Here is a 24,241-nt window from a genome sequence, read left to right on the forward strand (position 1 = left end):
TCAGGCCGAACATCCCCTCCACCACGCTTCGCGCGGTCCCCCTCCCCGTGCCGGGGAGGATCATTAGCGGCCGCGAAACGTCCACTGCCCTACAGGCTGCCAGGTGGCGCCACCGCTAGGCAGGCGTTGCAGGGCGTGGAGGTCAATCCCCGCAAAGGCAAAAGCCTGGCCCTCGAACCGGCCGGCCAGCGCCGCCTGGAGCGCCCGCGCATCGCTGCGGACAACCTTGTTCTGGACAGTTACATGAAAGCGCGGCCGGCCTTGGTCTGCCAGGCCGAGCAACCCCTGGAGCGCTTCCGCCAAATCAGCATGCACCGCTGCCAGCGCAGGGCTGTGCACGGCAACGGCCGTACCAGTGCCCAGGTCTGCCAGCCCCGCGAGCTGCGCGGCCGGCGGCGCAGTTTGCGCACAAACGCGGGCTGCCAGCCGCTGCACTTCGCCATGGGCGGAGGGCGGCAGCGCGTGAAACAGCGTGACATGGGCCGGCACATGATTGCGTTCGGGCGGATAGTGCGCGCGCCGCAACCCTTCCATCTGGCCAAAGAGCGCGGCGGGTAGCCGGGCTGTCAGGACCAGGGGCCCACTCACCCGGCGCGACCCGCCGCGCGGGAGAAATCGGAACAGCCGGAGCGATGCGCGCGCGCATCAGGCGGCAAATCCGTAAAACTCCGTATCGGACCAATAGAGCCGTAGTTGCGCAAATGCCAGCCTAGAGATCACCGCGCGCCCGGCGAATAGCGAACCATTTGGCCACATTGGCATTATGTTCGGCCAGAGTATCGGCAAAGACATGGCCACCGGTGCCATCGGCTACCATATACAATGCCTCGGTATGCGCCGGGTGCAGCACTGCCTCGATCGAGGCACGCCCGGGATTGGTGATCGGTCCCTTGGGCAGGCCGGTCATCGAATAGGTATTGTAATCGTTTACAGCCTGAATTTCCGACTGGCGGATGCGACGGCCAAGCGGCTTGCCGCGGGTGATCGGATAGATGATCGTGGGATCGGCCTGCAGCAGCATGCCCTTGCGCAGGCGATTGGAATAGAGCCCGGCCACCATGCGGCGCTCGGCCGGCTTGCCGGTTTCCTTTTCCACGATCGAGGCCAGGATCAGCGCCTCTTGCGGGGTCTTGGCCACGGTATCAGCGCTGCGCTGTGCCCACAGTTCGGCCAGGGTCTTGGTCATGGCCGCCTGCATGCGCGCCAGCACTGCCTTGCGCGGCTCGCCCCGGCGGAATTCATAGCTGTCGGGCAGCACGGTGCCCTCTTCGGGAACGTCGACCGTGCCGGTGAGCAGCGGCTGCGCCATCAGCCGTTCCTGCACCATGATCGCGGGCATGCCCTCAGGCACGGTGACCAGGCGGCGCATCGCGCCTTCGGCCCCTTGCAGGATCTTGAGGATGGTGGAGCCACTGGCGTGGGCCGGCAGGCTGAATTCGCCGGCCTTGATCGGCGCCGTCGTGCCCAGCAATCGCGCGCGGGCGCGGAACGTGCTGGCCGAAGCCACCGCCCCTTCGGCCTCCAGTTTGCTGGCGATCGAGCCGATGCTGGCGCCATCAGGCACGACGAACGCCGTATCCTTGGCCAGCGGGCCCGGGCCATACCAGCCCCACAGGAAGTGGGTGCCCCATGCTGCCGCCAGGAGCAGCGCCCCCAGGATGACCAGCCGGACTTTACCGATGCGGGCAATCATGGGAGCGCGTTTCCTTGGTTTACGGCGGCCTTTCGGCTTGCCACGCGGGTTGGCCTTGCGGCTCAAACCGCCTTCATGATCAGGCTGGCGTTGGTGCCGCCAAACCCGAACGAGTTGTTGAGCACGGCGCGCACCTGGCGCTTCTTGGCCACGTGCGGCACCAGGTCCACGCCCTCGGTACCCTCATCGGGATTGTCGAGGTTGAGCGTGGGCGGCACGATCTGGTCGCGGATGGCCAGGATGCAGAAGATCGCTTCGACCGCGCCGGCCCCACCGAGCAGGTGGCCGATGGCCGACTTGGTGCTGCTCATCGAGGCGCCCGACAGATCATCGCCCAGCACGCGCTTGACCGCGCCCAGTTCGATGGTGTCGGCCATGGTCGAGGTGCCGTGGGCATTGACATAGTCGATGTCGCCCGGCTCCAGACCGGCCTTGCGCAGCGCCATGCGCATCGCAAGTTCGGCGCCCTTGCCTTCCGGGTGCGGCGCCGTCACGTGATAGGCATCGCCCGACAGGCCATAGCCAACCACTTCGGCATAGATCTTGGCGCCACGCGCCTTGGCGTGCTCGTATTCTTCCAGCACGACAACGCCGGCGCCCTCGCCCATGACGAAACCATCGCGGTCCTTGTCATAGGGGCGGCTGGCCTGTTCCGGCCGGTCGTTGTAGCTGCAGTTGAGCGCGCGCGCCTGGGCAAAGCCGGCCACGCCCAGCGGGTTGATCGTGCTTTCCGCGCCGCCCGCCAGCATCACGTCAGCATCGCCATCCTTGATCATCCGCGCGGCATCGCCAATCGAATGGGCGCCGGTGGAGCAGGCAGTGACAACCGCGTGGTTGGGGCCCATCAGGCCATACTTGATCGAAACCTGGCCCGAGATCAGGTTGATCAGGCGACCATGCACGAAGTGCGGAGAGACGCGGCCGGGGCCCTTTTCGTGCAGGACGATCGATTCGCTCTCGATGCCCGGCAAACCGCCGATGCCCGAACCGATCGAGCAGCCGGTGCGCGTCTTGAGATCGTCGTCCATGTCCACCAGGCCGGCATCTTCCAGCGCCTGGCCGGCAGCATCGATGCCATAGACGATAAACGGATCGACCTGGCGCTGAATCTTGTGATCGACTCGGCGTGACGCATCAAAGCCATAGGGATGGTCGGCCGGCTTCACTTCGCAAGCGATCTGGCACTTCTGGTTGCTGGCATCGAACCGCGTGATCGGCCCGGCGCCAGACTTGCCGGCGAGCAGATTCGCCCAAACGGTTTCCACGTCCGCGCCCAGCGGGGTGACAAGGCCGAGGCCGGTTACGACGACACGACGCATTCTTTTCTCCGCAAAATCACAAACGAACAGGCCCAGCCCCGCAGATATGGGGACTGAGCCTGCCGAATTCCTCCCCTGCCCGGCCCGCACTTGCTGGCCGGAACGGTTGGGGAAGCGGGGCGATCAGCCCTTGTTTTCGTCGATGTACTTGATCGCGTCGGACACGGTCGAGATCTTCTCGGCCGCATCGTCGGGGATTTCCACACCGAATTCTTCTTCAAAGGCCATGACCAGCTCGACGATGTCGAGCGAGTCAGCGCCGAGATCGTCGATGAAGCTGGCGTCTTCGGTGACCTTGTCGGCCTCGACGCCGAGGTGCTCGACAACGATCTTCTTAACGCGGTCGGCGGTATCGCTCATTATATGCCCCTTCGCAGGAAACAGGTTGGTGGTCGCGGGTCAGGCATCGCCCTAATAGGCTGTTGAACCGCTGGCAAGAGGCGCCCGCATCCTGGCCTGTCAGCCGTGGGACACAAGCGCCGGTCGGAATGCGCTGCCGCTCAGCCCTTGGGCTGTTCGACAACACGAATGTTGAGCTCGCGCAACTGCTTGTGCTCGGCTGGCGAGGGCGCCCCCATCAGCAGGTCTTCGGCCCGCTGGTTCATCGGGAACAGCGTGATCTCGCGCAGGTTCTGCGCCCCGCACAGCAGCATGACAATGCGGTCGACGCCAGCGGCCATGCCGCCGTGGGGCGGCGCGCCATACTGGAACGCACGATAGAGGCCGCCAAAGCGCTCTTCCACGTCAGCCTTGGTCAGGCCAACGATTTCGAAGGCCTTGACCATGGTTTCGGGCGACTGGTTGCGGATCGAGCCCGAGGCGATTTCATAGCCGTTGCAGACCAGATCGTACTGGAAGGCCTTGATCGTCAGCGGGTCCTGGCCCGTCAGCGCGTCCATCCCGCCCTGCGGCATGGAGAACGGGTTGTGGCTGAATTCCACCTTCTTGTTGTCTTCATCCCATTCATAGAACGGGAAATCGACGATCCAGCACAGCTTGTAGGTGCCTTCTTCGACCAGGCCGAGCTGCGCGGCCACGCGGTTGCGCGCCAGGCCCGCCAGCTTGGCGGCCTGATCGGCCTTGCCAGCGGCAAAGAACAGCCCGTCGTTTTCGCCCAGGCCCAGCTCGGCATAGAGCGCGGCCATGCCTTCGGCGCCGTGATTCTTGGCGATCGGCCCGCCAAACTCGCCGCCCTTGCGGGTGACATAGCCCAGGCCAGCATGGCCTTCGGCGCGGGCCCAGTCGTTCATTTCGTCAAAGAACTTGCGGCTCTTATCCGCCGTGTTCGGCGCCGGAATGGCGCGGACGACGCCGCCGGTGCCGACGATCTTTTCAAACAGGCCAAAGCCGGACTGGGTGAAGTGGTGCGAAACATCGGTGATCAGCAGCGGATTGCGCAGGTCCGGCTTGTCAGACCCGTACTTGAGGATCGCCTCGTCATAGGGAATGCGCGGGAACTGGCCAATCGGCGTCACCGGCTTGCCTTCGGCAAAGGCCTCGAACACGCCGCCGATCACCGGCTCCATCGTTTCCCAGACTTCTTCCTGGGTCACGAAGCTCATTTCCAGGTCGAGCTGGTAGAATTCGCCCGGCAGGCGGTCGGCGCGCGGATCTTCGTCGCGGAAGCACGGCGCGATCTGGAAATAGCGGTCAAAGCCCGCCACCATCAGCAGCTGCTTGTACTGCTGCGGCGCCTGCGGCAGCGCATAGAACTTGCCGGCGTGGATGCGGCTCGGCACCAGGAAGTCGCGCGCGCCTTCCGGGCTCGATGCCGTCAGGATCGGCGTGGAATATTCAGTGAAGCCCGCGCCTTCCATGCGGCGGCGCATGTCGGAGATGATTCGCGTGCGCGTCACGATGTTGGCGTGCAGGGTTTCACGGCGCAGATCGAGGAAGCGATAGCGCAGGCGGATATCTTCGGGATATTCCTGCTCGCCGGCCACCGGCATGGGCAGCTCTTCTGCCGCCGAAAGCACCGTCGCCACCTTGGCGAACACTTCGATCGCGCCGGTCGTCAGGTTGGCGTTGACGGTCGCATCGTTGCGGGCCTTGACCACGCCTTCGATCGTCACAACGCTTTCCACGCGCACGGATTCGAGCAGCGGCAGCGCCGGGCTGTCGCTGTCCGCCACGATCTGGGTGATCCCGTAGTGATCGCGCAAATCGACGAACAGCACGCCGCCATGGTCGCGCTTGCGATGCACCCAGCCCGAAAGGCGAACATTTTCGCCGACATGCTCGCGCGAGAGGGCGCCGCAGGTGTGGGAACGGTAAGGATGCATCGAAACTCTTTCCAATCGGTCTGCAATAAGGCAGGTGAGACAGGCTTAAATGTCAGGCGCGGCCAAGAGGCGATGGCCACGCTTTTGTCAAGCCGCCGCTCCCGGACGGGGGCACCACCGGCCCCATGCCGCCACGGGTGTTTGGCACCCAGCTGCGGTTCGGGCCATACAGAAAAGAACGATGAAGATACATCCGCTGATTACCACGACCGCCGCGCTTGCCGATCTGTGCGAGCGGCTGGCCAAGTCAGACTTCGTCACGGTCGACACCGAGTTCATGCGCGAGAACACCTATTGGCCCGAATTGTGCCTGGTGCAGATCGCCAATGAAGAGGAAGCCGCGGCCATCGATCCGCTGGCGCCGGGGATCGACCTGTCGCCGCTGCTCGATCTGCTGGTCGACAACGAAGACGTCCTCAAGGTCTTCCACGCCGGCGGCCAGGATGTTGAAATTATTTACAATCTTTCGGGGCGTACGCCGCACCCGATCTTTGACACGCAGATCGCGATGATGGCCCTCTCGCAAAGCGAGCAGATCGGCTATTCGAACCTGGTGGAAGCGTGGCTGGGCCTGTCGATCGACAAGGGCGCCCGCTTCACCGACTGGTCGCGCCGCCCGCTGACCGAACGCCAGATCGAATATGCGATCGGCGACGTGACCCACCTGTCCAAGATTTTTCCGCGCATGCTCAAGCGCCTGATCAAGACCGGGCGCGGCGAGTGGCTGGATATCGAGATGGAAAAGCTGGCCGACCCGGAAAACTATCGCAACGACCCGGGCAAGGTGTGGGAAAAGATTCGCCCGCCCAGCCGCAACCCCGCCGTGCTCGGCCGGTTGCGCGCGATTGCCGCCTGGCGCGAGGCCGAGGCGATGGACAAGAATATCCCGCGCGGGCGCATCATGCGCGATGAAACCCTGGCCGACATTGCCAGCCACCCGCCGCGCGAACAGCACGACCTGGCCAAGGTGCGCGGCCTTTCCACCGGATGGAAGGATAACGATATCGGACGCCGCCTGATGCAGACGCTGGCCGATGCCAAGCCGTTGACCGAGGCGGAAATGCCCCCGCGCGCGCCGCGCGGCGCCCCGCTGGGCAAGGAAGGCGCGCTGGTGGCCGACCTGCTCAAGCTGCTGCTCAAGATCCGCAGCCGCGAGATCGACGTGGCCTCGCGCCTCCTGGCGCGCAGCGATGATCTAGAGGCACTGGCCGCCGGGCAGCGCAAGGGCTTGGCCCTGCTGGAAACCTGGCGCTACGAACAGTTCGGCCGCGATGCGCTGGAACTGGTGGAAGGGCGCCTGGCTTTTGCCGTGGTCAACGGCAAGCTCAAGATGGCGCACATCGACCAGATCGGCAACAACGGCCCAGCCAAGACCACCCCGGCCGAACCCGAAGCTGGCGAGCCACTCGGGGAATGAGCACCTACCTGCCCACGCTCAAGCAGCTGCAATACCTCGTCGCGCTGCATGAACATGGCCACTTCGGCAAAGCCGCCGATTCGTGCTTCGTCTCGCAGTCAACGCTGTCGGCTGGGCTGCGCGAACTCGAATCGCTCCTGGGCGTAACGCTGGTGGAGCGCACGCGCCGTGTCGTGCGCTTCACCCCGCTGGGCAACCAGGTGGTGGCCAAGGCGCACCGCCTGCTGCGCGAGGCGGAGGAACTGTCCGAACTGGTGCAATCGCACGGCGTGCCGCTGGCCGGCGAACTGCGCATGAGCGTGATCCCCACGATCGCGCCGTTCCTGCTGCCGCGCATCCTGCCGCGCCTGCGCCAGGAACGCCCGCAGTTGAAGCTGTTCCTGCGCGAGGAGCCCAGCGCCGCCGCGATCGAATCGCTGCACCACGGCCGTGCCGACTGCGTGCTGCTGGCCCTGCCCTTTGCCACCGGCGAGGTGGACGTAGCGCCGCTGTTCAAGGACCGGCTCTATGTGGCGTTCCCGCAGGACGATCCGCGCAACCCGCCCGAATCGGTGCCGCCGGCGCTGATCGATGAAACGCGCCTGCTGCTGCTGGAAGACGGGCACTGCCTGAAAGAGCATGCCTTGGCCGCCTGCAACCGGCCGGAACTGCGCGCCAGCGCGACGATGATCGGCACCAGCCTGCACACCCTGGTGCAGATGGTGGACAATGGCCTGGGGTTGACCATGCTGCCCGAAATGGCGGTGGACGCCGGCATCCTCAACGACACCCATATCGTTGCCCGCCCGCTGCAATCCGATCACGCCTATCGCGAAATCGCCCTGGTGTGGCGCAAGAATTCGCCCCGCGCCGACGAGTTTCGCCTGCTGGCAGAGGAATTGCGCACACCATGAAGGTGCAGCGCCACAACGCGCTGGAAGATCTCTATGGGGTTGCGACCGGGTGCCTTCTGCTGGCGCTGGGCCTGCACCTGCTGCACCAGGCGCGGTTGATCACCGGGGGCATGGCCGGCCTTGCCCTGCTGCTGTCCTATATTGCGCCATATTCGCCCGGCACGCTGTTTGCCGCGCTCAACCTGCCAATCTTCCTGATCTTCTGGCGCAGCCAGGGCACGCGCTACACGCTGCGCAGCCTGGTCGCGACGCTGGCCATTACCGGCCTGGTCACGCTGGTGGCCAAAGGCCTGGTGCTGACGTCAGCCAGCCCGGCCGCCGCCGCTGTGATCGGCGGCACGGTGATGGGTATGGGCCTTTTGGCAGTGACGCGCCACGGCACCGCCGTGGGCGGATCGAGCGTGATCGCCCGCTGGCTCAGCCGCAAAAAGGGGTGGAGCTTTGGCCGCCTGCTGATGATCACCGACGCCACGATCATCGCCACCTCGGCCCTGGTGCTCGGCCCCGAACGCGCGATCTGGTCGCTGGCCAGCGCGGTCTGCGCCAACCTGATGATCATGACCTGGCACCGGCCCGATCGCTATCTGGCGGAGAGTTTGTGAAGGCGGCTCTGCCGCCTTGCGGCTAAGGACGGCGACCGCTGTTTAAGGTATCAAGCTGGACCCCGGATCAAGTCCGGGGTGACGAAGAATAGAGCTAACGTATAAATTTACCGTCACCCCGGACTTGATCCGGGGTCCAGCTTTGCTTCACGCACTCCCCGCCTCAATCCATATGCTTCAAGCCCACCCGCAGGTAATCCCAGCCGGTGATCACGGTCAGCCCGGCCGCGCCCCATAGCGTGGCGAGGCCCACCGTATGCGGCACATTGATGACGATCCCTTGGAGCGTAAGCGTCCACCATGGCGTGGCGCAGCCCAGGATCAGCGCGCCGAGTGAGACCATCTGGAACGTGGTCTTCCACTTGGCGAGCTTGGACACCGGCACAGACACCTGGATGCCGCCCAGGAACTCGCGCAGGCCCGACACAGCGATTTCACGCAGCAGGATGACGAGGCCGGCGATCACGTGCATGTCGCCCACATAGGGGCCGGTCAGCACGCCCTGCGCGGTCAGCACCAGGATCACGGCGGCCACCATGATCTTGTCGGCAATCGGATCGAGGAACACGCCCAGCTTGGACACCGTGCCTTGCGCGCGGGCCAGATAGCCGTCGAAATAATCGGTCACGCCCATCAGGCAGTACATGGCAAAACCCAGGGCATAGCCAGTGGGCCAGCCCGGCCACCACAACAGGGCAACCAGCAAGGGCACGGCAACGATGCGCGAAAGGGTGAGGATGTTGGGCAGCGTGAGCATGTCTTTTCCGCAATAAGACGGCCGGGGCCAACATGGAAACGGTTTGTGCACGAAGGGCCTGCCATCATGCTTGCGTGGCGCCTTTGCCCCAGCCCATCTTGCCGTGCGCCCTGGTGCCACCCATGTAAGACGGGCTGCGGGTTAAATCTTGTGGCGCCCACCGCTTGCCCCTTGCCCACCCGGCGTGGCGCGCTAAGGCAGGCGGAACAGAGACCAGGGATGCCCGGCACCGCTTAGAATGACAACTACAACGCATCTCCTTCGCGCCCGCCGCTTCCTGCCATTGTTCGTCACCCAGTTGCTGGGCGCGTTCAACGACAATCTGTTCAAGAATGCCATGGTGCTGTTCGTGGTGTTCAACGTGTACAATTCGGAAAAAGCCGAAGCGCATTTTTCCGGCATGGCGACGGCCCTGTTCATCATTCCCTTCGTGGCGCTGTCTGCCCTGTCGGGCCAATTGGCCGACATGCGCGACAAGGCACGCATCATCCGCATCGTCAAAACCTGCGAGATCGGGATCATGACCGTGGGCGCCACCGGCCTGCTGCTGGCGTGGAAGGGCTTCCATGTCGAAGGGCTGGCCATCCCGCTGATGCTGCTGGCGCTGTTCGCCATGGGCGTGCATTCCACGTTTTTCGGCCCGATCAAGTACGCCATCCTGCCCCAGCATCTTCATGCCGATGAAGTGCTGGCCGGCACTGGCCTGGTCGAAGCGGGTACCTACATGGCGATCCTGGCCGGCACGATCGTGGCCGGCTATATCTCTGCGCCGGCAGCGGCGGTTACAGTGATCGTCACCGCGCTGATCGGCTTCTTTGCCGGCCGCAGCGTGCCCCCCGCCCCGCCCGAACAGCCGAACGAACCGCTCGCCCTGCCGTTGCTGCGCCCGTTCCTGGCGCGCCCGCGCAATGTGCTGCGCGCGCTGGGCCTGGTGCCGGTGGTGGTGGCCGATCAGGTGGTCTCGCTCTATCGCCTGGTCCATTCCACCACGCGCCATCCACGGGTGTTCCTGGCCATTGCGGCGATCAGCTTCTTCTGGGCCGTGGGCGCGATCCTGTTCGTGCAGTTCCCACCGCTGGCCAAGAACGTGCTGGGTTGCAGCAAGGAAGTGGCCAGCCTGTTCCTGGTGATCTTCTCGGTGGGGATCGCGATCGGCTCGGTCTCGATCAACCGCCTGCTCAAGGGCACGGTTTCGGCCCGCTATGCCCCGATCTGCGTGGTCGGGACCGCGCTGTTCGTCGTCGGCTTCCACTTCGTCTGCGCGGCCTGGCCGGTGCCAGCACAGCGCGGCCTGCTCAACCTCACGGCCTTCATCACCGCGCCGCTGGCCGTGCCGCTGATCGGCACGCTGCTGGGCATCGCCATCACCGGGGGCATGTTCATCGTGCCGCTCTATGCCTTTCTCACCACCGTGGTGGAAAAGTGCGAGGCAGCGCGCACGATTGCGGCCAACAACATCGTCAATTCCGGCGCGATGCTCGCCGGCTCGCTGCTGGCCATGGGCCTGACGGCAGCGGGCATGCGCATTGTCGACCAGTTGCTGCTGACGGGCATTCTCTGCCTGTTTTCGGCCTGGCTCGGCTGGCTGCTCTATCGCGCCGAAGTCGCCCACCTGGGCGCGCAGGAAACCCACACGTTTGACGAGATGGCGGGTTAATAGCTCCCGCTGCTCGCCCCGGCGATCAGCTCATGAAAGCCATGATCGCCATGAAGCAGGCGCAGTAGGCCATCAGGAATTCCTTCACGTCCTGCACGGTGATGCGCTTCCAGTTCATCGGCTGGGAGCGCATCGCGGCGCGCGCCATGGCCGCCTGCACTTCCGGCTCGAACACCGGCATCGGCAGCAGCACGCGGCGCGGCAGGGTGGCGCGGAACGGGTGGCCGGGTGCCTGGGCGCCAGGGCCATCGGGGTGGGGCGTGGATTCGAACATGACTATTCGCTTTAACGCGATTTTAACCATGATGGCACCGGCGCAGTCGCCGCCAATTCGGCGGCGTTCCGTCATGGGACAGGCCGCACAATCATCCGCCCAAAACAAAGCGGGCCGCCCTGGGAAAAGGGCGGCCCGCCAGACCATTACAGGTCAGACCATTCAGGGACTGTCAGCGTCGATCAGATATCGTCGCCCAGCGCGCCCTTGACTTTGCCAGCAGCCTGCTGGGTCTTGCCCTTGGCCTGCTGCGCCAGGCCTTCAGCCTGCAGCTTGCCGTTGTCGGTCATCTTGCCGGCGGCTTCCTTGACGTTGCCAACCGCTTCGTTGGCCAGACCCTTGGCGCGATCCTTGAGCTCACCCATGGTGTATCTCCTTGAAAAGGTGGGGTGGATGCGGCCGTGAGAGGGGGAAGCCGGCCGCATCCTTCGAAAGCAACTACGCCTTGGGCGCGGCTTTGGTTCCAACCTGTGAGACGAACGGTTGAGCGACCGGCCCAAAGGGCAGCATGGCCAACAATCAGGGGCGGGTGACCCTGGTCAGACCGTGCCGCCGGCCATCGCCAGGATATGATCCCATTCGGCGGGGCGCACTGCCGAGACCGACAGACGCGACAGGCGCAGCAATTCCATGTCAGCCAGATCGGGCGTGACCTTGATCGTCTTGAGGCTGACCGGGCGCACCAGCTTGGCCACGGGCTTGACCTTCACCGCTGCCCACTTGCCGTCGGGATCGGTAGGGTCGGTCAGGCCCGGCATGCTGATCGTTGCAATGCCAACTATTTCCTTGCCGATGTTGGAGTGATAGAAGAACGTAAGGTCGCCTTCCTTCATCGTCCGCAGGTTACGCGCCGCCAAGTGGTTGCGCACGCCATCCCAGGTGCCCTCGCCTTCGCTGACCAGGTCGTCCCAGCTATATACGTCGGGTTCGGACTTCATCAGCCAAAGCTGGGTATCGGCACTGATCTGAATCATGGAAACCTTGCGGACTATGGGAATAGAGGCGCGCCCATACCGCATTTTCCCCCGGGGAGCCAAATGAACCTCGATACTCTGCCCGTCCTGTCCCTGGCTGCCGATCCGGCAGAACTTTCTCGTGATATCGGCGCCAGTTTCCAGCAATTCGGCTTTGCCATGGTCAAGGACCACGGCCTGGATGCCGATCTGGTGGCGCGCGCCTGGGCGCAGACCCAGGCCTTCTTTGCCCTGCCCGATGCGCAAAAGCGCGCCTATGCCATCCCCGGCATCGGCGGCGCGCGCGGCTATACGCCGTTTCGCACCGAGATCGCCAAGGGCGCCAAGGTCAGCGACCTGAAGGAATTCTGGCACGTCGGCCGCGACCTGCCGGTTGGTCACCCCCTCGCCGGGGCGATGCCGCCCAATGTCTGGCCGGCCGAGATCGCGGGTTTCCACGAAACCTTCACCACGCTTTACGCCGCTTTCGATCAGGTCGGCGCGCGCATCCTCTCGCGCATCGCGGTGTGGCTGGGGCTGGACGAGCACTGGTTCGATCCGGCCATTGCCGATGGCAATTCGGTGCTGCGCCTGCTGCATTATCCGCCGGTGCCCGGCGCCCCGGACGGCGCGATCCGCGCCGGCGCGCACGAGGATATCAATCTCATCACCCTGCTGCTCGGCGCCGAGGAAGCGGGCCTGGAACTGCTGGCCCGCGATGGCCGCTGGATCGAGGTTTCACCCCCGCCCGGCGCACTGGTGGTCAACATCGGCGACATGCTGCAGCGCCTGACCAACCACGTCCTGCCATCGACCACCCACCGCGTGCGCAATCCCGATGGCGCGCGGGCCAGCTACAGCCGCTATTCGATGCCGTTCTTCCTGCACCTGCGCAGCGATTTCCCGTTCCACACCCTGCCGCAGTGCATCACGGCGGAAAATCCCGATCGCTATCCCGTCTCGATCACGGCTGACGATTACCTGCAGGAACGCCTGCGCGAGATCGGCCTGAAAATGTAAACGCGGGCGGAACCGGCAGGCCATGGGCGGATTGCAGGCACGGGACCTGTTGCACCGCACAAAAAAGGAGCGCCCATGCGCCTGCCGCTCATTCCGCCGTCACAGCTGACCGACGAACAGAAGCCGCTTTACGCGGCGATGCGTGAAGGCATTGCCAGCAACTTCAACGCCTTCAAGGTGATCGACGAATCCGGCGCCCTGATGGGGCCGTGGAACCCGTGGCTGCATTCGCCGCAAATCGGCAAGGCGATCTGGGATCTGACCCTGGCGCTGACGGCCAAGGCCACCGTGCCCGATCGCGTGCGCCAGATCGTGATCCTGACCGTGGGCGCGCGTTATGATGCCGCCTATGAAATCTATGCCCACGTCGCCGTGGCGGAAAAGGAAGGGATGAGCGCGCAGCGCCTTGCCACCCTCACCGCCGATCTCAAGCCGGCCGACCTGGCCGAAGACGAAAGCGTGGCGTTCGACCTCGCCTATGCCCTCTCGCGCGGGGGCGTGCTGCCCGAGCCGGTCTATGCCCTGGCCGAGCAGACGTTCGGCCAGGCTGGCGTGGAAGAACTGATCTTCCTGGTCGGGCTCTATGCCCTGGTGTCGGTCACGCTCAACGGCTTCAACGTGCCGGTGCCCGAACGCGAATGACTTGAGCCCCGAAACGCAAAAAGCCCCGCAGACCGCGGGGCTTTTTGGAAGGGAACTGGTGGAGCCGAGGGGGATCGAACCCCTGACCTCTACAATGCCATTGTAGCGCTCTCCCAGCTGAGCTACGGCCCCACACGTTCCAGGCATTTGATCGTCCACGAGGAACGAAGCACCCTGGAAAACCAGGGTATTTCGCAGACTGGTGGAGCCGAGGGGGATCGAACCCCTGACCTCTACAATGCCATTGTAGCGCTCTCCCAGCTGAGCTACGGCCCCGAAAGTCTGCCAGAATGCCCTGGGAGGCACCCTGCCCTGCGGTCACACCAGAAGGTGATCATCGCCGGGAGCCGCGCCTCTAAGGGAGAGGGTGGCGGCTGGCAAGAGGCTTTTTTGCGCCTCTCGCCAATTTTACCGGCCTGCCGGAAAATGTCCTGTGGACATCCCCCGGCCCGGCCGGAAACCCTTAGTTATCGTCGTCCTCGCCCTCGTGGGCGCCCACGCCGAGATCATCGTCGCCACCCAGGTCGACGTCGTTGTCGGGCGAATCGCCGTCCTCGTCGATGTCCAGATCCTCTTCGGCGAGATCGACGTCGGCGTCGGCCTCGACCTTCTCCTTCTGGATCTCTTCATAGGGGATCGGCTGCTTGGACTTGAGCACCGGCTCAGGGTGCCAGGAATACTTGCATTCCACGCACGTGACCGGGTCGGCATTGCCGAGGTCGTAAAAGCGGGTGCCGCACTTCGGACAGCTATGCTTGGCGCCCCATTCAGGCTTGACCATGAATAATCCTCGAAAAGCTCGCCCGCTGCCGATGCGGCGCGGACCGGAACCAAAAAAACGTCTTGGGGGCGCGTTACCCGGAAATCAAGCGTGCGCACGACAGACTGCGGCGCGCGCCTTGCCATAGTGGCCGCGCGCTGTCAAAAGCCGCGCGTTTTTGCCGCCCTTTTGCCATTCTGGAAAGACCGAGCCCGTGAGCAGCCATTCCGATCCCGCCCTGATGCGCCCCCGCCGCTTTTCTGCCCAGGGGCCTCTCAAGGGCCGGATTCGCGTGCCGGGTGACAAGTCGATCAGCCACCGCTCGATCATGCTGGGCGCGCTCGCCGTGGGCGAAACCCGCGTCACCGGGCTGCTCGAAGGCGAAGACGTGCTTTCGACGGCCGCCGCCATGCGCGCCATGGGCGCCACGATCGAACGCCAGGCCAACGGTGATTGGCTGGTCGCGGGCGTGGGCGTGGGCGGGCTGCTGCAACCGGCCGGCGCGCTCGACATGGGCAATTCGGGCACCTCCACCCGCCTGCTGATGGGCCTCGTCGCCAGCCATCCGATCACCGCCTGCTTCGTGGGCGATGGCAGCCTGTCCAAGCGGCCGATGGGCCGGGTGATCGATCCGCTCAGCCAGGTCGGCGCGCGCTTCACCGCCTATCCCGGCGGGCGCCTGCCGCTGATCGTGGAAGGCGCGGCGACGCCGGTGCCGCTCAGCTATCGCCTGCCGGTCGCCTCGGCCCAGGTGAAAAGCGCAGTGCTGCTCGCCGGGCTCAACACCCCGGGCATTACCACGGTGATCGAGCCGATCCCGACGCGCGATCATTCCGAGCGGATGCTCAAGGGCTTTGGCGCCGATCTCTCGGTCGAGATCGCCAGCGACGGCGCGCGCGTGATCCGCCTGGTGGGTGAGGCCGAGCTCAAGCCGCAGGCGATCACCGTGCCGGGCGATCCCTCATCGGCCGCGTTCTTCGTGGTGGCCGCACTGATCGTGCCGGGGTCTGACCTGGTGATCGAGAATGTCGGCCTCAACCCCACCCGTGCCGCGCTGTTCGACGTGCTGCGCCTGATGGGCGGCAGCATCGAGGAAATCGATCGCCGCGACGTGGGCGGAGAGCCGGTGGCCGATCTGCGCGTGCGCGCCTCTGCCCTCACCGGCATCGATGTCGATCCCGCCGTGGTGCCGAGCATGGTCGATGAATTCCCCGTGCTGTTCGTCGCCGCCGCCCATGCCCAGGGCCGCACGATCACGCGCGGGCTGGAAGAGCTGCGCGTCAAGGAATCCGATCGCATCACGGTCATGCGCGTGGCGCTGGAACTGGCCGGTGCGCGTGTCACCGAAACCGAAGACGGCATGATCATCGATGGCACCGGCGGCGGCCCGCTGCCAGGCACGCAGGCTGACGCCAGCGTGGCCACGCACCTCGATCACCGCATTGCCATGTCGATGGCGGTGGCGGGCCTGGCCAGCGCCAATGGTGTGGGCATCGACGATACCCGCCCGATCGCCACGAGCTTCCCGGTGTTCGAACACTTGATCGCCACGGCCACCGCCGCATGACGCTATCGCCGCTTTTCGCCAATATCTGCGGCTTCATCGGCATGGCCTGCATCATCCTGGCCTATGGCTATACCACCCGCGAGGGCGCGCATGGCCGGCGGCCAAACCCGTTCGTGCAGCACGGCACCAATCTGGCCGGTGCCGCGCTGCTGACCGTGTCGCTGATGGTCAACCTCAACCCCGCCTCGCTGGTGCTGGAAGGGTTCTGGTCGGCCATTGCGCTGTGGGGCCTGGGCAAGGCACTGCACGACAGAAGGAACAAGGCGCGATGATCATCGCCATCGATGGCCCCACTGCATCGGGCAAGGGCACGATCGCCCGCGCGCTGGCCGCCCATTTCGGGCTGCCGCACCTCGATACCGGGCTGCTCTATCGCGCGGTCGGCCGCCAGGTGGCGCTGCAGGGCGGCAACCCCGATGATCCGGCCGATGCCCTGGCCGCCACGGCCTTTCCCGAAAGCCTGCTGGCCGATCCCGATCTGCGCTCGGAAGCGACCGGGGGCCTGGCCAGCCGCGTCTCGATCCACCCGGCGGTGCGCGCCGCCTTGCTTGAGCGGCAGCAGGCCTTTGCCAACCAGCCGGGCGGCGCGGTGCTCGATGGGCGCGACATCGCCACGGTGATTGCCCCGCACGCCGATGCCAAGCTTTACGTGACCGCCAGCGTGGCCTCGCGCGCGCTGCGCCGCTGGGCGGAAATGACCGGCCAGGGCCGCACCGTCTCCCGCGAAGAGATCGAGGCAGACCTGGCCGCGCGCGACGCACGGGACGCCGGCCGCGCCACTGCGCCGCTGCGCCAGGCGCCGGGCGCCGCCTTGCTCGACACCTCGGCCCTGGGGCGCGAAGCCGCCGTGGCGGCCGCCATTGCGCTGGTGGAAAAGCAGCTCGCCGCGCGCTGATCCTTGCGCGGTTCGCAAGGTAATCTGCGCGGGCGGCTGAAACCTGCCCGGCATCCGCCGTTCTTCCCGGTCAAAGGCATTTGGCCAGTGGAGAACACCATGTTTCGCAAGCAGGAATTGGATGCAACCGGCCCGCGCGAAGGCGGCCCCGGCATGCCGCCCACGCCCGGCGCGAACAGCGCAGAGGCGCGCCGTTTCCCCCGCATCGGCGTGGAACTGCCCGTGCGCGTCAAGCATGGGCTGGTGCGGGCCACCGTCATGCTCAAGGATCTGACGCCCTATGGCGCGCGGATCGAGGGACTCGAAAAGCAGCGCATCGGTGAGCCGATCATGCTGATGCTGCCCGGCCTCAAGCCCAAGCTGGCGTTCATCGCCTGGTCCGAACCGATGACCTCGGGCCTGGAATTCGACCACCCGCTGCATGAAGACGTGTTTGCCACGCTGATCAGCGATTTTGCCGTGGGCCATCACCGCCGCATGGCGCTGGGCCGCCCGGCCAAGCCGAGCATCCGCGACGCTGCCTGACCTTTGGCGCGCAAAGCCCCGGTGCCGGCCCTGATTGCCGCGCAAGACTGGCAATTGGGCGCAGCGCGCGGCTTGGCCATGGACGCGGGCGCGCGGCGGGGTTACGGGGCTGGCCATGCGCCCTGCCCCGCCGCCCGCTGACCTGAACGCGCCGTCTTGATGCAGCAACGCCTCCATCATCTCGATGCGGCGCGCGCGGTCCTGCTCCTGCTGGGCATTCCCTTTCACGTCGGCACCACCGCCACGATGATCCTGTCGCCGGGCTTTCCCGCCTGGATGGCCAATCCGGTGCTGGGGGTGGGCCTGTCGTTCATCCATTCGTTCCGCATGTCGGCCTTCTTCATCCTGGCCGGCTATTTCTCCGGCATGGCCAGCGCCCGGCGCGGGCGGCGGTCATGGCTGGGCGATCGGATGATGCGCGTGGCGCTGCCGCTGGTGGCCAGCATCGCCAGCCTGGCGGTGATCCAGTATCATCTCAAGGTCATGCTCTCGGCCGCCTGGACGCCAGGGCTCTATGGCTGGCCACTGGCGTTCGAGCACCTGTGGTTCCTGATCGTGCTGCTGGGGTTCGTCTTCACCTATGCCCTGCGCCCGCGCCGTGCCGTCGTGCGCGATGGCGTGTGGCGGCCACTGCTGGGGCTGGATCGCGGCACCTGGCCGATCCCGCTGCTGGCGCTGGCCGCCTGGGGCGCGGGGCTTGCCTGGGGCGCACAGGTGCTGGGCTTGCAAGACAACGAGGCGGTGTTCGAGCAGGAACTGCTGCTGCGCTATGGCCAGTATCTGCCCGCGTTCGTGATCGGCGCGCTGGGCTGGCGGCTCAAGCTGGGCAACCGGCTGTTCGCATTCGATGGTCGCTGGCCCTGGCTGGCCGCGCCGCCGCTGATGCTCGGGCATTTCCTGCTCGATCCGCTGGTGCGCCCGCATCTGGGCTGGGACGGTGATCCCGCGCCCGCCCTGCGCATCGTGGATGGCGCGCTGGCCTGCGCGCTCACTTATGCCATGTCGCTGATCGTGTTCCGCCTTTTGGCGCACCTGTTCGATCGGCCCAGCCGCGCTGTCTCGTTCCTGGTGGACGGGGCGATGGCGATCTATCTATTCCACATGATCGTGGCGATGCTGGTGATCCTGGGGCTGGCAAAGCTGGGCGCGGCGGACTGGCCCTTTCCCACCATGCAGTGGGCCGCGCTTTCGGCGCTGGTGCTGGGCCTGTCGATCCTGATGTTCCTGGTGGTGCGGCGCATTCCGCTGCTCGCCGTGGTCTTTGGCGGGCAGCGCCTGGCCCCACGCACGCGCGGCGATGCCTCCGCCAAAACCGGCTGAATGGCTTGCATTCCGGCCCAGAAGGGCTAAGGGCCACCTCTCTTGCGCGCGAATCGCCGCAGGAAGCACGAAGAAAGCCGGAGGGGCCCCGCAATCCCGCGGACAAGCCAGCGATCGGTTAGACTAGATAAAGGACGCGAAGCATGCCGCTTTACGAGCATGTGTTTCTGGCGCGCCAGGATCTGAGCCAGGCTCAGGTCGATGCGCTTGCCGCCACCGCCACCGAAATCGTGGAATCGAACCAGGGCAAGGTCACCAAGACCGAAACCTGGGGCCTGCGCTCGCTGGCCTACAAGATCCAGAAGAACCGCAAGGCGCACTTCGTGATGCTCAACATCGAGGCCCCCGCGGGCGTCGTGGCCGAGCTGGAACGCCAGACCGCGATCAACGAAGACGTCATCCGCTACATGACCGTGCGCGTGGAAGAACACGAAGCCGGCCCGTCGGTGATGATGCGCAAGAACGACCGCGAACGCAGCCGTCGTCGCGAACGCGAAGGGGAATAAGCCATGGCTCGTCCGTTTTTCCGCCGTCGCAAGAGCTGCCCGTTCTCGGGCAAGAACGCTCCGAAGATCGACTACAAGGATGTGCGCCTGCTTCAGGGTTTCATGTCCGAACGTGGCAAGATCGTCCCGTCGCGCATCACCGCCGTTTCGGCGAAGAAGCAGCGTGAGCTGAGCCAGGCGATCAAGCGCGCCCGGCACATCGGCCTCCTGCCCTACATCGTGAAGTAAGGAGCGCCAGCCATGCAGATCATCCTGCTCGAGCGCATCGAAAAGCTCGGCCACATCGGCGATGAAGTTTCCGTCAAGGACGGTTACGCCCGCAATTTCCTTCTTCCCAACAAGAAGGCCCTGCGCGCCAACGAAGCCAACCGCAAGGTCTTCGAAGCCAACCGCGCCCGCATCGAAGCTGAAAACGCGGCGCGCCGCGAAGAAGCCAAGGGCGAAGCCGGCTCGGTCGAAGGCAAGGAAGTGGTGCTCATCCGCGCCTCGTCCAACTCTGGCCAGCTCTATGGTTCGGTTTCGGTGCGCGACATCGTCGACGCCCTGGTTGCCGATGGCGCCAAGGTTTCCAAGTCGATGATCGTGCTCGAACGCCCGATCAAGACCATCGGCCTGTTCGACGTGCGCGTTTCGCTGCACCCCGAAGTGTCGGTCAACGTCAAGGTGAACGTCGCCCGTTCGCCTGACGAAGCCGAACTGCAGTCGAAGGGTGTCGACGTGATCGACGCCATGTTCGAAGGCGACACCGGCGGTTTCACCGAAGAATACGATCCCAATGCCGAACCGGGCGAAATCCCGACCGACCTGCTCGACGAGGGCGAGGCGCAAGCCTGATCCCGTCGTTGCCGGCATTGGCAGCAAACAAAAAAGGCGCTCCCTCACCGGGGCGCCTTTTTTGCTGGGCAGCATGCGGTGTTGCCGCTGCCCTTGCGCTGTCATCGTGCTGCGCTACATCGAAGGCATGAACGCAAGCGACATTTTCACCGCCACCTCTCCTGCTGCCATCATTGCCGAACTCGCCGCCCGCCATGAAGCGGCCTGCGCCCGGCTGCGCGGCGATATCACCCGCTATATCGCCGATGGCACCCTGCCCGATCCGGCCGTGCGCCAGAACGGCGCCTATTGCTATCCCGAGCTGCGCCTGCACTTTGCCGGGGTCAGCCATGGCACCGCCGCCGGCCGCGCCTTTGGCCGCCTGACACGGCCGGGCAGCTATGCCACCACGATCACCCGGCCCGCGCTGTTTGCCGATTACCTGGAAGAACAGCTCGGCCTGCTGATGGTGGACTATGAAGTGACGCTGGAAGTGGCGACCTCGGCCCAGGAAATCCCCTTCCCCTATGTGGTGGATGGCAGCCTGGGCTTTGGCTCGGTCTCGCCCAACGACCTTGCCAAGCATTTCCCCACCACGGACCTCGCCCATATCGGTGACGAGATCGCCGATGCGCTCGATGCCAGTCTCGACGGCGGGGCGGGTGCGGCGCCGCTGGCGCTGTTCGACGGCCTGCGCACCGATTTCAGCCTGGCCCGCCTGGCGCATTACACCGGCACCAACCCGGCCGATTTCCAGCGCTACATCCTGTTCACCAACTATCACCGCTATGTTGACGAGTTCGTCGATTGGGCCGGGCGCCAGCTGGGCCAGGATGAATTCGTCGCACTGACAGGCGCGGGCGGGCTGGCGCTCGACGCGGCCACGCCCCACGCGCGCGAGCGGCTGTCTGATACCGCCTGGCGTCGCCACCAGATGCCGGCCTATCACCTGATCCGCCCGGATCGCTCGGGCATCACCCTGGTCAACATCGGCGTCGGCCCCTCCAACGCCAAGACGATCTGCGATCACCTGGCCGTGCTGCGCCCCGAAGCCTGGCTGATGATCGGCCACTGCGGCGGCCTGCGCCCCACGCAGAAGATCGGCGACTATGTGCTGGCCCATGCCTACCTGCGCGATGATCACGTGCTGGATGACGTGTTGCCGCCCGAAATCCCGGTGCCGGCCATCGCCGAAGTCCAGGTGGCGCTGGCCCAGGCCGCCGAAGTGGTCAGCGGCAGCGGCGGGGCAGACCTCAAGACGCGCATGCGCACCGGCACGATCGTGACCACCGACGATCGCAACTGGGAACTGCGCTATGCCCATTCCGCCCGCCGCCTCAGCCTGAGCCGCGCTGTCGGGATCGACATGGAAAGCGCCACGATCGCCGCGCAAGGCTATCGCTTCCGCGTGCCCTATGGCACGCTGCTGTGCGTGTCGGACAAGCCGCTGCATGGCGAGATCAAGCTGCCCGGCCAGGCCAACCGGTTCTACGAAGAGGCGATTGCCGCGCACCTGGAAATCGGCACGACCGCCTGCGCCCTGCTGCGCGCCGAGGGCGACCGCCTGCACAGCCGCAAGCTGCGCGCGTTCAACGAGCCGCCGTTCCGGTGATATTACGCCCCTGCACACTCCCGACGTCACCCCGGACTTGATCCGGGGTCCAGCTTTCCTTCCACGCTGAGCTTGATGTGAAGAAGCGGGATCCCGGATCAAGTCCGGGATGACGGAGGATTACAGCCGTCAGCGCGCCGCGCTGGCCAGTTGCGGATGGCCGGATGCGGGAAACACCTCGCTGCCGATCGAATCGAGCGCCATGCGATAGGATTTGACCACCATGGCGAACACCGAGGTATCGATCCCGCTGCCGGTGATCACGTCCCACGACACGGTGACAGACTTGTCTGCCGCCACCGACACCGCGCCAAAGCGGTTGGCGTTGACGAACGCCACGGCCTTTTCCGCATCAAACGGGCGTTCCGGGTGAAAGCTGCTGGAAAACTGCAGCGACTGGCAGGCGCCGTGCGTCACCTCGTTGCAGTCATAGAACACCACTTGCGAACGCCAGCCGCCGATATCGGCCGTCACCAGGGGATCGCCCGAGGAATCCTGTCCCAGCGTGGCGACATAGCCCTGCGCCTTGAGCGCGGTGACCACGCTGGCGGGCGTCATGGCCGAAACGGTTTCCGCCTGGGCGCTGGGCGCGGTGGCGAGCAGGATGCCGCCAACAACAGCGCAAGCAATGGCGGGAAGTTTGATTTCCATCCCCAGCATCCTCAACATGTGTGTTCTGTTTTGTTGAGCAAAGCGTCTCATACCTGCCGGGGCGTGGCAAGCGCGTAAATTCACCCTGTGAAATCCATGGCTTGCGCTGCACCGCACGCAAAAAGAGGCCGGATTCACCCAAGAATCCGGCCTCTCGCCTGGCCTTATGCGCCGTGTTGCGACGCGGGATTTACCAGCCGCAGTCCGCGCCCGCGTTCTGCTTCTTCAGCCACGCGGTGAGCGGCGCGAAATAGCGCAACATGGCCCCACCGCTCATCTCGCGCGTGCCGGTGAACACCTGCAGCGCATCGGGCCAGGGCTTGGATGCGCCCATCTTGAGCATGGCATCGAGCTTGGCCCCGACCTTGGGATTGCCATAGAAGCTGCAGCGGTGCAGCGGGCCCTTCCAGCCGGCTTCCTTGCACGCCGCTTCATAGAACTGGAACTGCAGGATGCGCGCCAGGAAATAGCGGGTGTAAGGCACGCCCGCCGGCACATGGTACTTGGCGCCCGGATCAAAGGCATCGGCCCCGCGCGGCCCCGGTGGCACCACGCCCTGGTAGGACAGGCGCATCTCGTTCCACGCCTTTTCATAATCGGCCGGCGCGATCTGGCCCGAGAACACGCCCCAGCGCCAGCGATCGATCAACAGGCCGAACGGCAGGAACGCCACCTTGTCCATCGCCTGGCGCAGCAGCAGGCCGATATCCTTGTCAGGACCGGGCACCTTGGACGGATCGAGCAGGCCGAGCTTCACCAGGTAATCGGGCGTGATCGACAGCGCCATGGTATCGCCGATCGCTTCGTGGAAACCGTCGTTGGCCCCTTCCATGTACCAGCGCGAGGGCTGGGCGTTGTAGGCGCGCTGATAGAAATTGTGGCCGAGTTCGTGGTGAATGGTCACGAAATCCGAGGCATCGACCTTGATGCACATCTTGATGCGCAGGTCATCGACATTGTCGAGATCCCAGGCCGAGGCATGGCACACGACATCGCGGTCACGCGGCTTGGTGAACTGCGAGCGCTGCCAGAACGTGGCGGGCAGCGGCTGGAAGCCCAGCGAGGTGTAGAAGCCCTCGCCGGTCTTGACCATCTTGAGCGGGTCATAGCCCTTGTCCTTGAGCAGGCCCGTCAGGTCATAGCCGATGTCGCCCGCGCCCTGGGGGGCGACCACGTCATAGATGCCGCCCCATTCCTGCGCCCACATATTGCCCAGCAGATCGGCGCGGATCGGGCCTTTCTTGGGCTGCACCGCGTCACCATACTTGGCATTGAGCTTGCCGCGCACATAGCAGTGCAACTGCTGGTAGAGCGGGCGCACTTCGCCCCAGACCTTTTCGGTCATCGCGGCGAACTGGTCCGGCGTCATATCATAGTTCGCGCGCCACAGCGCGCCGGTGTCAGGATAGCCCAGCTCGCGCGCGCCGGCGTTGGCGATCTCGACCATCTTGGCATAGTCAGCCTTCATCGGCGTGCCGACGCTGTCGTGCCACGACAGCCACATTTCCTTGAGTTCATCAGGGTTGCGATCGGTGGCCATGGCCTCTTCGATATCGCTGCCGTTGATCGGTTGCCCGCGCAGGGTGCCGTGGCCCTTGCCGTAAAGGCCCTGGATGCGCGCCTGCAGCGCGGCGAACTGCTCGGCCGCGCCGGGGGTCGATGGCGCCGGGCTGGTGATCTGGGTGCGGATCATCGTCAGCTTGCGCAGGGTTTCGGGCGACAGGCCCGGCACCTTGGCAAATTCGGCGGCCTGCTTGGCCTGCGCCACCTGCAGCTTGCTCATCGTCGCGCCGGCATCGGCGGTGATCTGGGCAGTGTCGTCGGTGATATAGGTCTCATAGACCCATTCGGCGCGGCCCGAGGTGACCGTCTGATCGGCATAGGCCTTGTCAGCCTGCGCCAGCCAGGCATCGACCGTGGCCGGAGTGGCAGCAGACGGCGCCGCTGTGGTGGGTGCGGCGGCAAGCGCCGCAGGCGCGGCTAGCGTGGCCGCCACCAGAGCGAGGGTGGAAACAAGGGACTTCATCTTGGGGGCACTCCCTGAACCGGTCCGCCACGCGCGCGGCGTGGCCGTTGCCGGTGG

At 65.4% G+C, this 24,241-nt stretch carries 27 protein-coding genes and 2 tRNA genes; 15 read left to right on the forward strand and 14 right to left on the reverse strand.

The window, feature by feature from the left end:
- Positions 1-63 precede the first annotated feature (63 nt).
- The 5 genes from IP65_RS19440 to aspS all read right to left on the reverse strand — a co-directional run bounded on the left by IP65_RS19440 (position 64) and on the right by aspS (position 5,294).
- The gene (locus IP65_RS19440) at positions 64-588 is read right to left on the reverse strand and encodes a 2'-5' RNA ligase family protein (protein ID WP_156306763.1); all 525 of its coding nucleotides are present in this window, start codon (positions 586-588) and stop codon (positions 64-66) included.
- Between the two features lie 121 nt (positions 589-709).
- Positions 710-1,693: an endolytic transglycosylase MltG gene (mltG, locus tag IP65_RS19445; RefSeq protein WP_022675707.1), complete on the reverse strand. Its 984-nt coding sequence runs from the start codon at positions 1,691-1,693 to the stop codon at positions 710-712.
- 62 nt (positions 1,694-1,755) lie between these two features.
- Positions 1,756-3,012: a beta-ketoacyl-ACP synthase II gene (fabF, locus tag IP65_RS19450; protein WP_022675711.1), complete on the reverse strand. Its 1,257-nt coding sequence runs from the start codon at positions 3,010-3,012 to the stop codon at positions 1,756-1,758.
- 123 nt (positions 3,013-3,135) lie between these two features.
- A complete protein-coding gene (locus IP65_RS19455; RefSeq protein ID WP_028657713.1) occupies positions 3,136-3,372 on the reverse strand; it encodes an acyl carrier protein in 237 nt (78 codons plus the stop codon).
- Positions 3,373-3,512: 140 nt separating this feature from the next.
- Positions 3,513-5,294, reverse strand: a complete 1,782-nt coding sequence (gene aspS, locus IP65_RS19460) for an aspartate--tRNA ligase (RefSeq protein ID WP_054132737.1) — start codon at positions 5,292-5,294, stop codon at positions 3,513-3,515.
- 181 nt (positions 5,295-5,475) lie between these two features.
- On the opposite strand from aspS, the gene rnd reads away from it, so the two are divergent.
- Genes rnd through IP65_RS19475 form a run of 3 tightly spaced genes read left to right on the forward strand, consistent with a single transcriptional unit; the run spans position 5,476 to position 8,206 of the window.
- Positions 5,476-6,711, forward strand: coding sequence for a ribonuclease D (gene rnd / locus IP65_RS19465; RefSeq protein WP_022675705.1), 1,236 nt, complete (start codon positions 5,476-5,478; stop codon positions 6,709-6,711).
- Positions 6,708-7,604: a hydrogen peroxide-inducible genes activator gene (locus IP65_RS19470; protein WP_022675704.1), complete on the forward strand. Its 897-nt coding sequence runs from the start codon at positions 6,708-6,710 to the stop codon at positions 7,602-7,604. The genes rnd and IP65_RS19470 overlap by 4 nt, the downstream gene beginning before the upstream one ends.
- Positions 7,601-8,206, forward strand: coding sequence for a YitT family protein (locus tag IP65_RS19475; RefSeq protein ID WP_022675703.1), 606 nt, complete (start codon positions 7,601-7,603; stop codon positions 8,204-8,206). The genes IP65_RS19470 and IP65_RS19475 overlap by 4 nt, the downstream gene beginning before the upstream one ends.
- A 163-nt stretch (positions 8,207-8,369) precedes the next feature.
- Here IP65_RS19475 and pgsA read toward each other — a convergent pair whose 3' ends face one another.
- The gene (pgsA, locus tag IP65_RS19480; protein WP_022675702.1) at positions 8,370-8,963 is read right to left on the reverse strand and encodes a CDP-diacylglycerol--glycerol-3-phosphate 3-phosphatidyltransferase; all 594 of its coding nucleotides are present in this window, start codon (positions 8,961-8,963) and stop codon (positions 8,370-8,372) included.
- Positions 8,964-9,201: 238 nt separating this feature from the next.
- On the opposite strand from pgsA, the gene IP65_RS19485 reads away from it, so the two are divergent.
- Positions 9,202-10,620 carry an MFS transporter gene (locus tag IP65_RS19485; protein WP_022675701.1) on the forward strand — a complete coding sequence of 473 codons (1,419 nt, stop codon included), beginning with the start codon at positions 9,202-9,204 and terminating at the stop codon, positions 10,618-10,620.
- 25 nt (positions 10,621-10,645) lie between these two features.
- Here the strand turns inward: IP65_RS19485 and IP65_RS19490 are convergent, their stop codons facing one another.
- The 3 genes from IP65_RS19490 to IP65_RS19500 all read right to left on the reverse strand — a co-directional run bounded on the left by IP65_RS19490 (position 10,646) and on the right by IP65_RS19500 (position 11,868).
- Positions 10,646-10,894, reverse strand: a complete 249-nt coding sequence (locus tag IP65_RS19490) for a hypothetical protein (protein WP_022675700.1) — start codon at positions 10,892-10,894, stop codon at positions 10,646-10,648.
- A 182-nt stretch (positions 10,895-11,076) separates the two neighbouring features.
- Positions 11,077-11,259 (reverse strand): CsbD family protein, encoded by a 183-nt coding sequence (locus IP65_RS19495; RefSeq protein WP_022675699.1) that lies wholly within the window; start codon positions 11,257-11,259, stop codon positions 11,077-11,079.
- Between the two features lie 174 nt (positions 11,260-11,433).
- Positions 11,434-11,868 carry an EVE domain-containing protein gene (locus IP65_RS19500; protein ID WP_022675698.1) on the reverse strand — a complete coding sequence of 145 codons (435 nt, stop codon included), beginning with the start codon at positions 11,866-11,868 and terminating at the stop codon, positions 11,434-11,436.
- Between the two features lie 63 nt (positions 11,869-11,931).
- Between IP65_RS19500 and IP65_RS19505 the strand changes: the two genes are divergently transcribed.
- Together IP65_RS19505 and IP65_RS19510 are read left to right on the forward strand one after the other, a co-directional pair.
- The gene (locus IP65_RS19505; protein ID WP_022675697.1) at positions 11,932-12,867 is read left to right on the forward strand and encodes an isopenicillin N synthase family oxygenase; all 936 of its coding nucleotides are present in this window, start codon (positions 11,932-11,934) and stop codon (positions 12,865-12,867) included.
- A 75-nt stretch (positions 12,868-12,942) separates the two neighbouring features.
- Positions 12,943-13,509: a carboxymuconolactone decarboxylase family protein gene (locus tag IP65_RS19510; RefSeq protein WP_022675696.1), complete on the forward strand. Its 567-nt coding sequence runs from the start codon at positions 12,943-12,945 to the stop codon at positions 13,507-13,509.
- 56 nt (positions 13,510-13,565) lie between these two features.
- Here IP65_RS19510 and IP65_RS19515 read toward each other — a convergent pair.
- The 3 genes from IP65_RS19515 to IP65_RS19525 all read right to left on the reverse strand — a co-directional run bounded on the left by IP65_RS19515 (position 13,566) and on the right by IP65_RS19525 (position 14,290).
- Positions 13,566-13,641 (reverse strand) — tRNA-Ala (locus IP65_RS19515).
- A 68-nt stretch (positions 13,642-13,709) separates the two neighbouring features.
- Positions 13,710-13,785 (reverse strand) — tRNA-Ala (locus IP65_RS19520).
- Positions 13,786-13,972: 187 nt separating this feature from the next.
- On the reverse strand, positions 13,973-14,290 hold the full coding sequence (locus IP65_RS19525; protein ID WP_022675695.1) for a TIGR02300 family protein: 318 nt from the start codon (positions 14,288-14,290) through the stop codon (positions 13,973-13,975).
- A gap of 220 nt (positions 14,291-14,510) precedes the next feature.
- On the opposite strand from IP65_RS19525, the gene aroA reads away from it, so the two are divergent.
- The 9 genes from aroA to IP65_RS19570 all read left to right on the forward strand — a co-directional run bounded on the left by aroA (position 14,511) and on the right by IP65_RS19570 (position 21,507).
- Positions 14,511-15,836 carry a 3-phosphoshikimate 1-carboxyvinyltransferase gene (gene aroA / locus IP65_RS19530; RefSeq protein WP_197279293.1) on the forward strand — a complete coding sequence of 442 codons (1,326 nt, stop codon included), beginning with the start codon at positions 14,511-14,513 and terminating at the stop codon, positions 15,834-15,836.
- Positions 15,833-16,108 carry a hypothetical protein gene (locus tag IP65_RS19535; protein WP_022675693.1) on the forward strand — a complete coding sequence of 92 codons (276 nt, stop codon included), beginning with the start codon at positions 15,833-15,835 and terminating at the stop codon, positions 16,106-16,108. Before aroA ends, IP65_RS19535 begins: the two co-directional genes overlap by 4 nt.
- On the forward strand, positions 16,105-16,731 hold the full coding sequence (locus IP65_RS19540; RefSeq protein ID WP_054132739.1) for a d(CMP) kinase: 627 nt from the start codon (positions 16,105-16,107) through the stop codon (positions 16,729-16,731). Before IP65_RS19535 ends, IP65_RS19540 begins: the two co-directional genes overlap by 4 nt.
- A gap of 99 nt (positions 16,732-16,830) precedes the next feature.
- Entirely contained in the window at positions 16,831-17,256 is a 426-nt protein-coding gene (locus IP65_RS21790) for a PilZ domain-containing protein (protein WP_174544789.1), read from the forward strand.
- A 159-nt stretch (positions 17,257-17,415) separates the two neighbouring features.
- Positions 17,416-18,576: an acyltransferase family protein gene (locus IP65_RS19550; RefSeq protein WP_054132740.1), complete on the forward strand. Its 1,161-nt coding sequence runs from the start codon at positions 17,416-17,418 to the stop codon at positions 18,574-18,576.
- 143 nt (positions 18,577-18,719) lie between these two features.
- Positions 18,720-19,082, forward strand: a complete 363-nt coding sequence (gene rpsF, locus IP65_RS19555; protein ID WP_022674842.1) for a 30S ribosomal protein S6 — start codon at positions 18,720-18,722, stop codon at positions 19,080-19,082.
- Positions 19,083-19,085: 3 nt separating this feature from the next.
- A complete protein-coding gene (rpsR, locus tag IP65_RS19560; RefSeq protein WP_011445073.1) occupies positions 19,086-19,310 on the forward strand; it encodes a 30S ribosomal protein S18 in 225 nt (74 codons plus the stop codon).
- 12 nt (positions 19,311-19,322) lie between these two features.
- Positions 19,323-19,916, forward strand: coding sequence for a 50S ribosomal protein L9 (gene rplI / locus IP65_RS19565; protein WP_022674841.1), 594 nt, complete (start codon positions 19,323-19,325; stop codon positions 19,914-19,916).
- A gap of 127 nt (positions 19,917-20,043) precedes the next feature.
- Positions 20,044-21,507, forward strand: a complete 1,464-nt coding sequence (locus IP65_RS19570) for an AMP nucleosidase (RefSeq protein WP_082208963.1) — start codon at positions 20,044-20,046, stop codon at positions 21,505-21,507.
- Positions 21,508-21,636: 129 nt separating this feature from the next.
- On the opposite strand, the gene IP65_RS19575 is transcribed toward IP65_RS19570, so the two are convergent.
- Positions 21,637-22,158 (reverse strand): YbjN domain-containing protein, encoded by a 522-nt coding sequence (locus IP65_RS19575; RefSeq protein WP_082208962.1) that lies wholly within the window; start codon positions 22,156-22,158, stop codon positions 21,637-21,639.
- Positions 22,159-22,348: 190 nt separating this feature from the next.
- Complete coding sequence (locus IP65_RS19580; protein WP_028657468.1) at positions 22,349-24,184, reverse strand: M2 family metallopeptidase; 1,836 nt, start codon at positions 24,182-24,184, stop codon at positions 22,349-22,351.
- Positions 24,185-24,241 lie beyond the last annotated feature (57 nt).

The sequence above is a fragment of the Novosphingobium sp. AAP1 genome (assembly GCF_001295765.1).
Taxonomy (GTDB): domain Bacteria; phylum Pseudomonadota; class Alphaproteobacteria; order Sphingomonadales; family Sphingomonadaceae; genus Novosphingobium; species Novosphingobium capsulatum.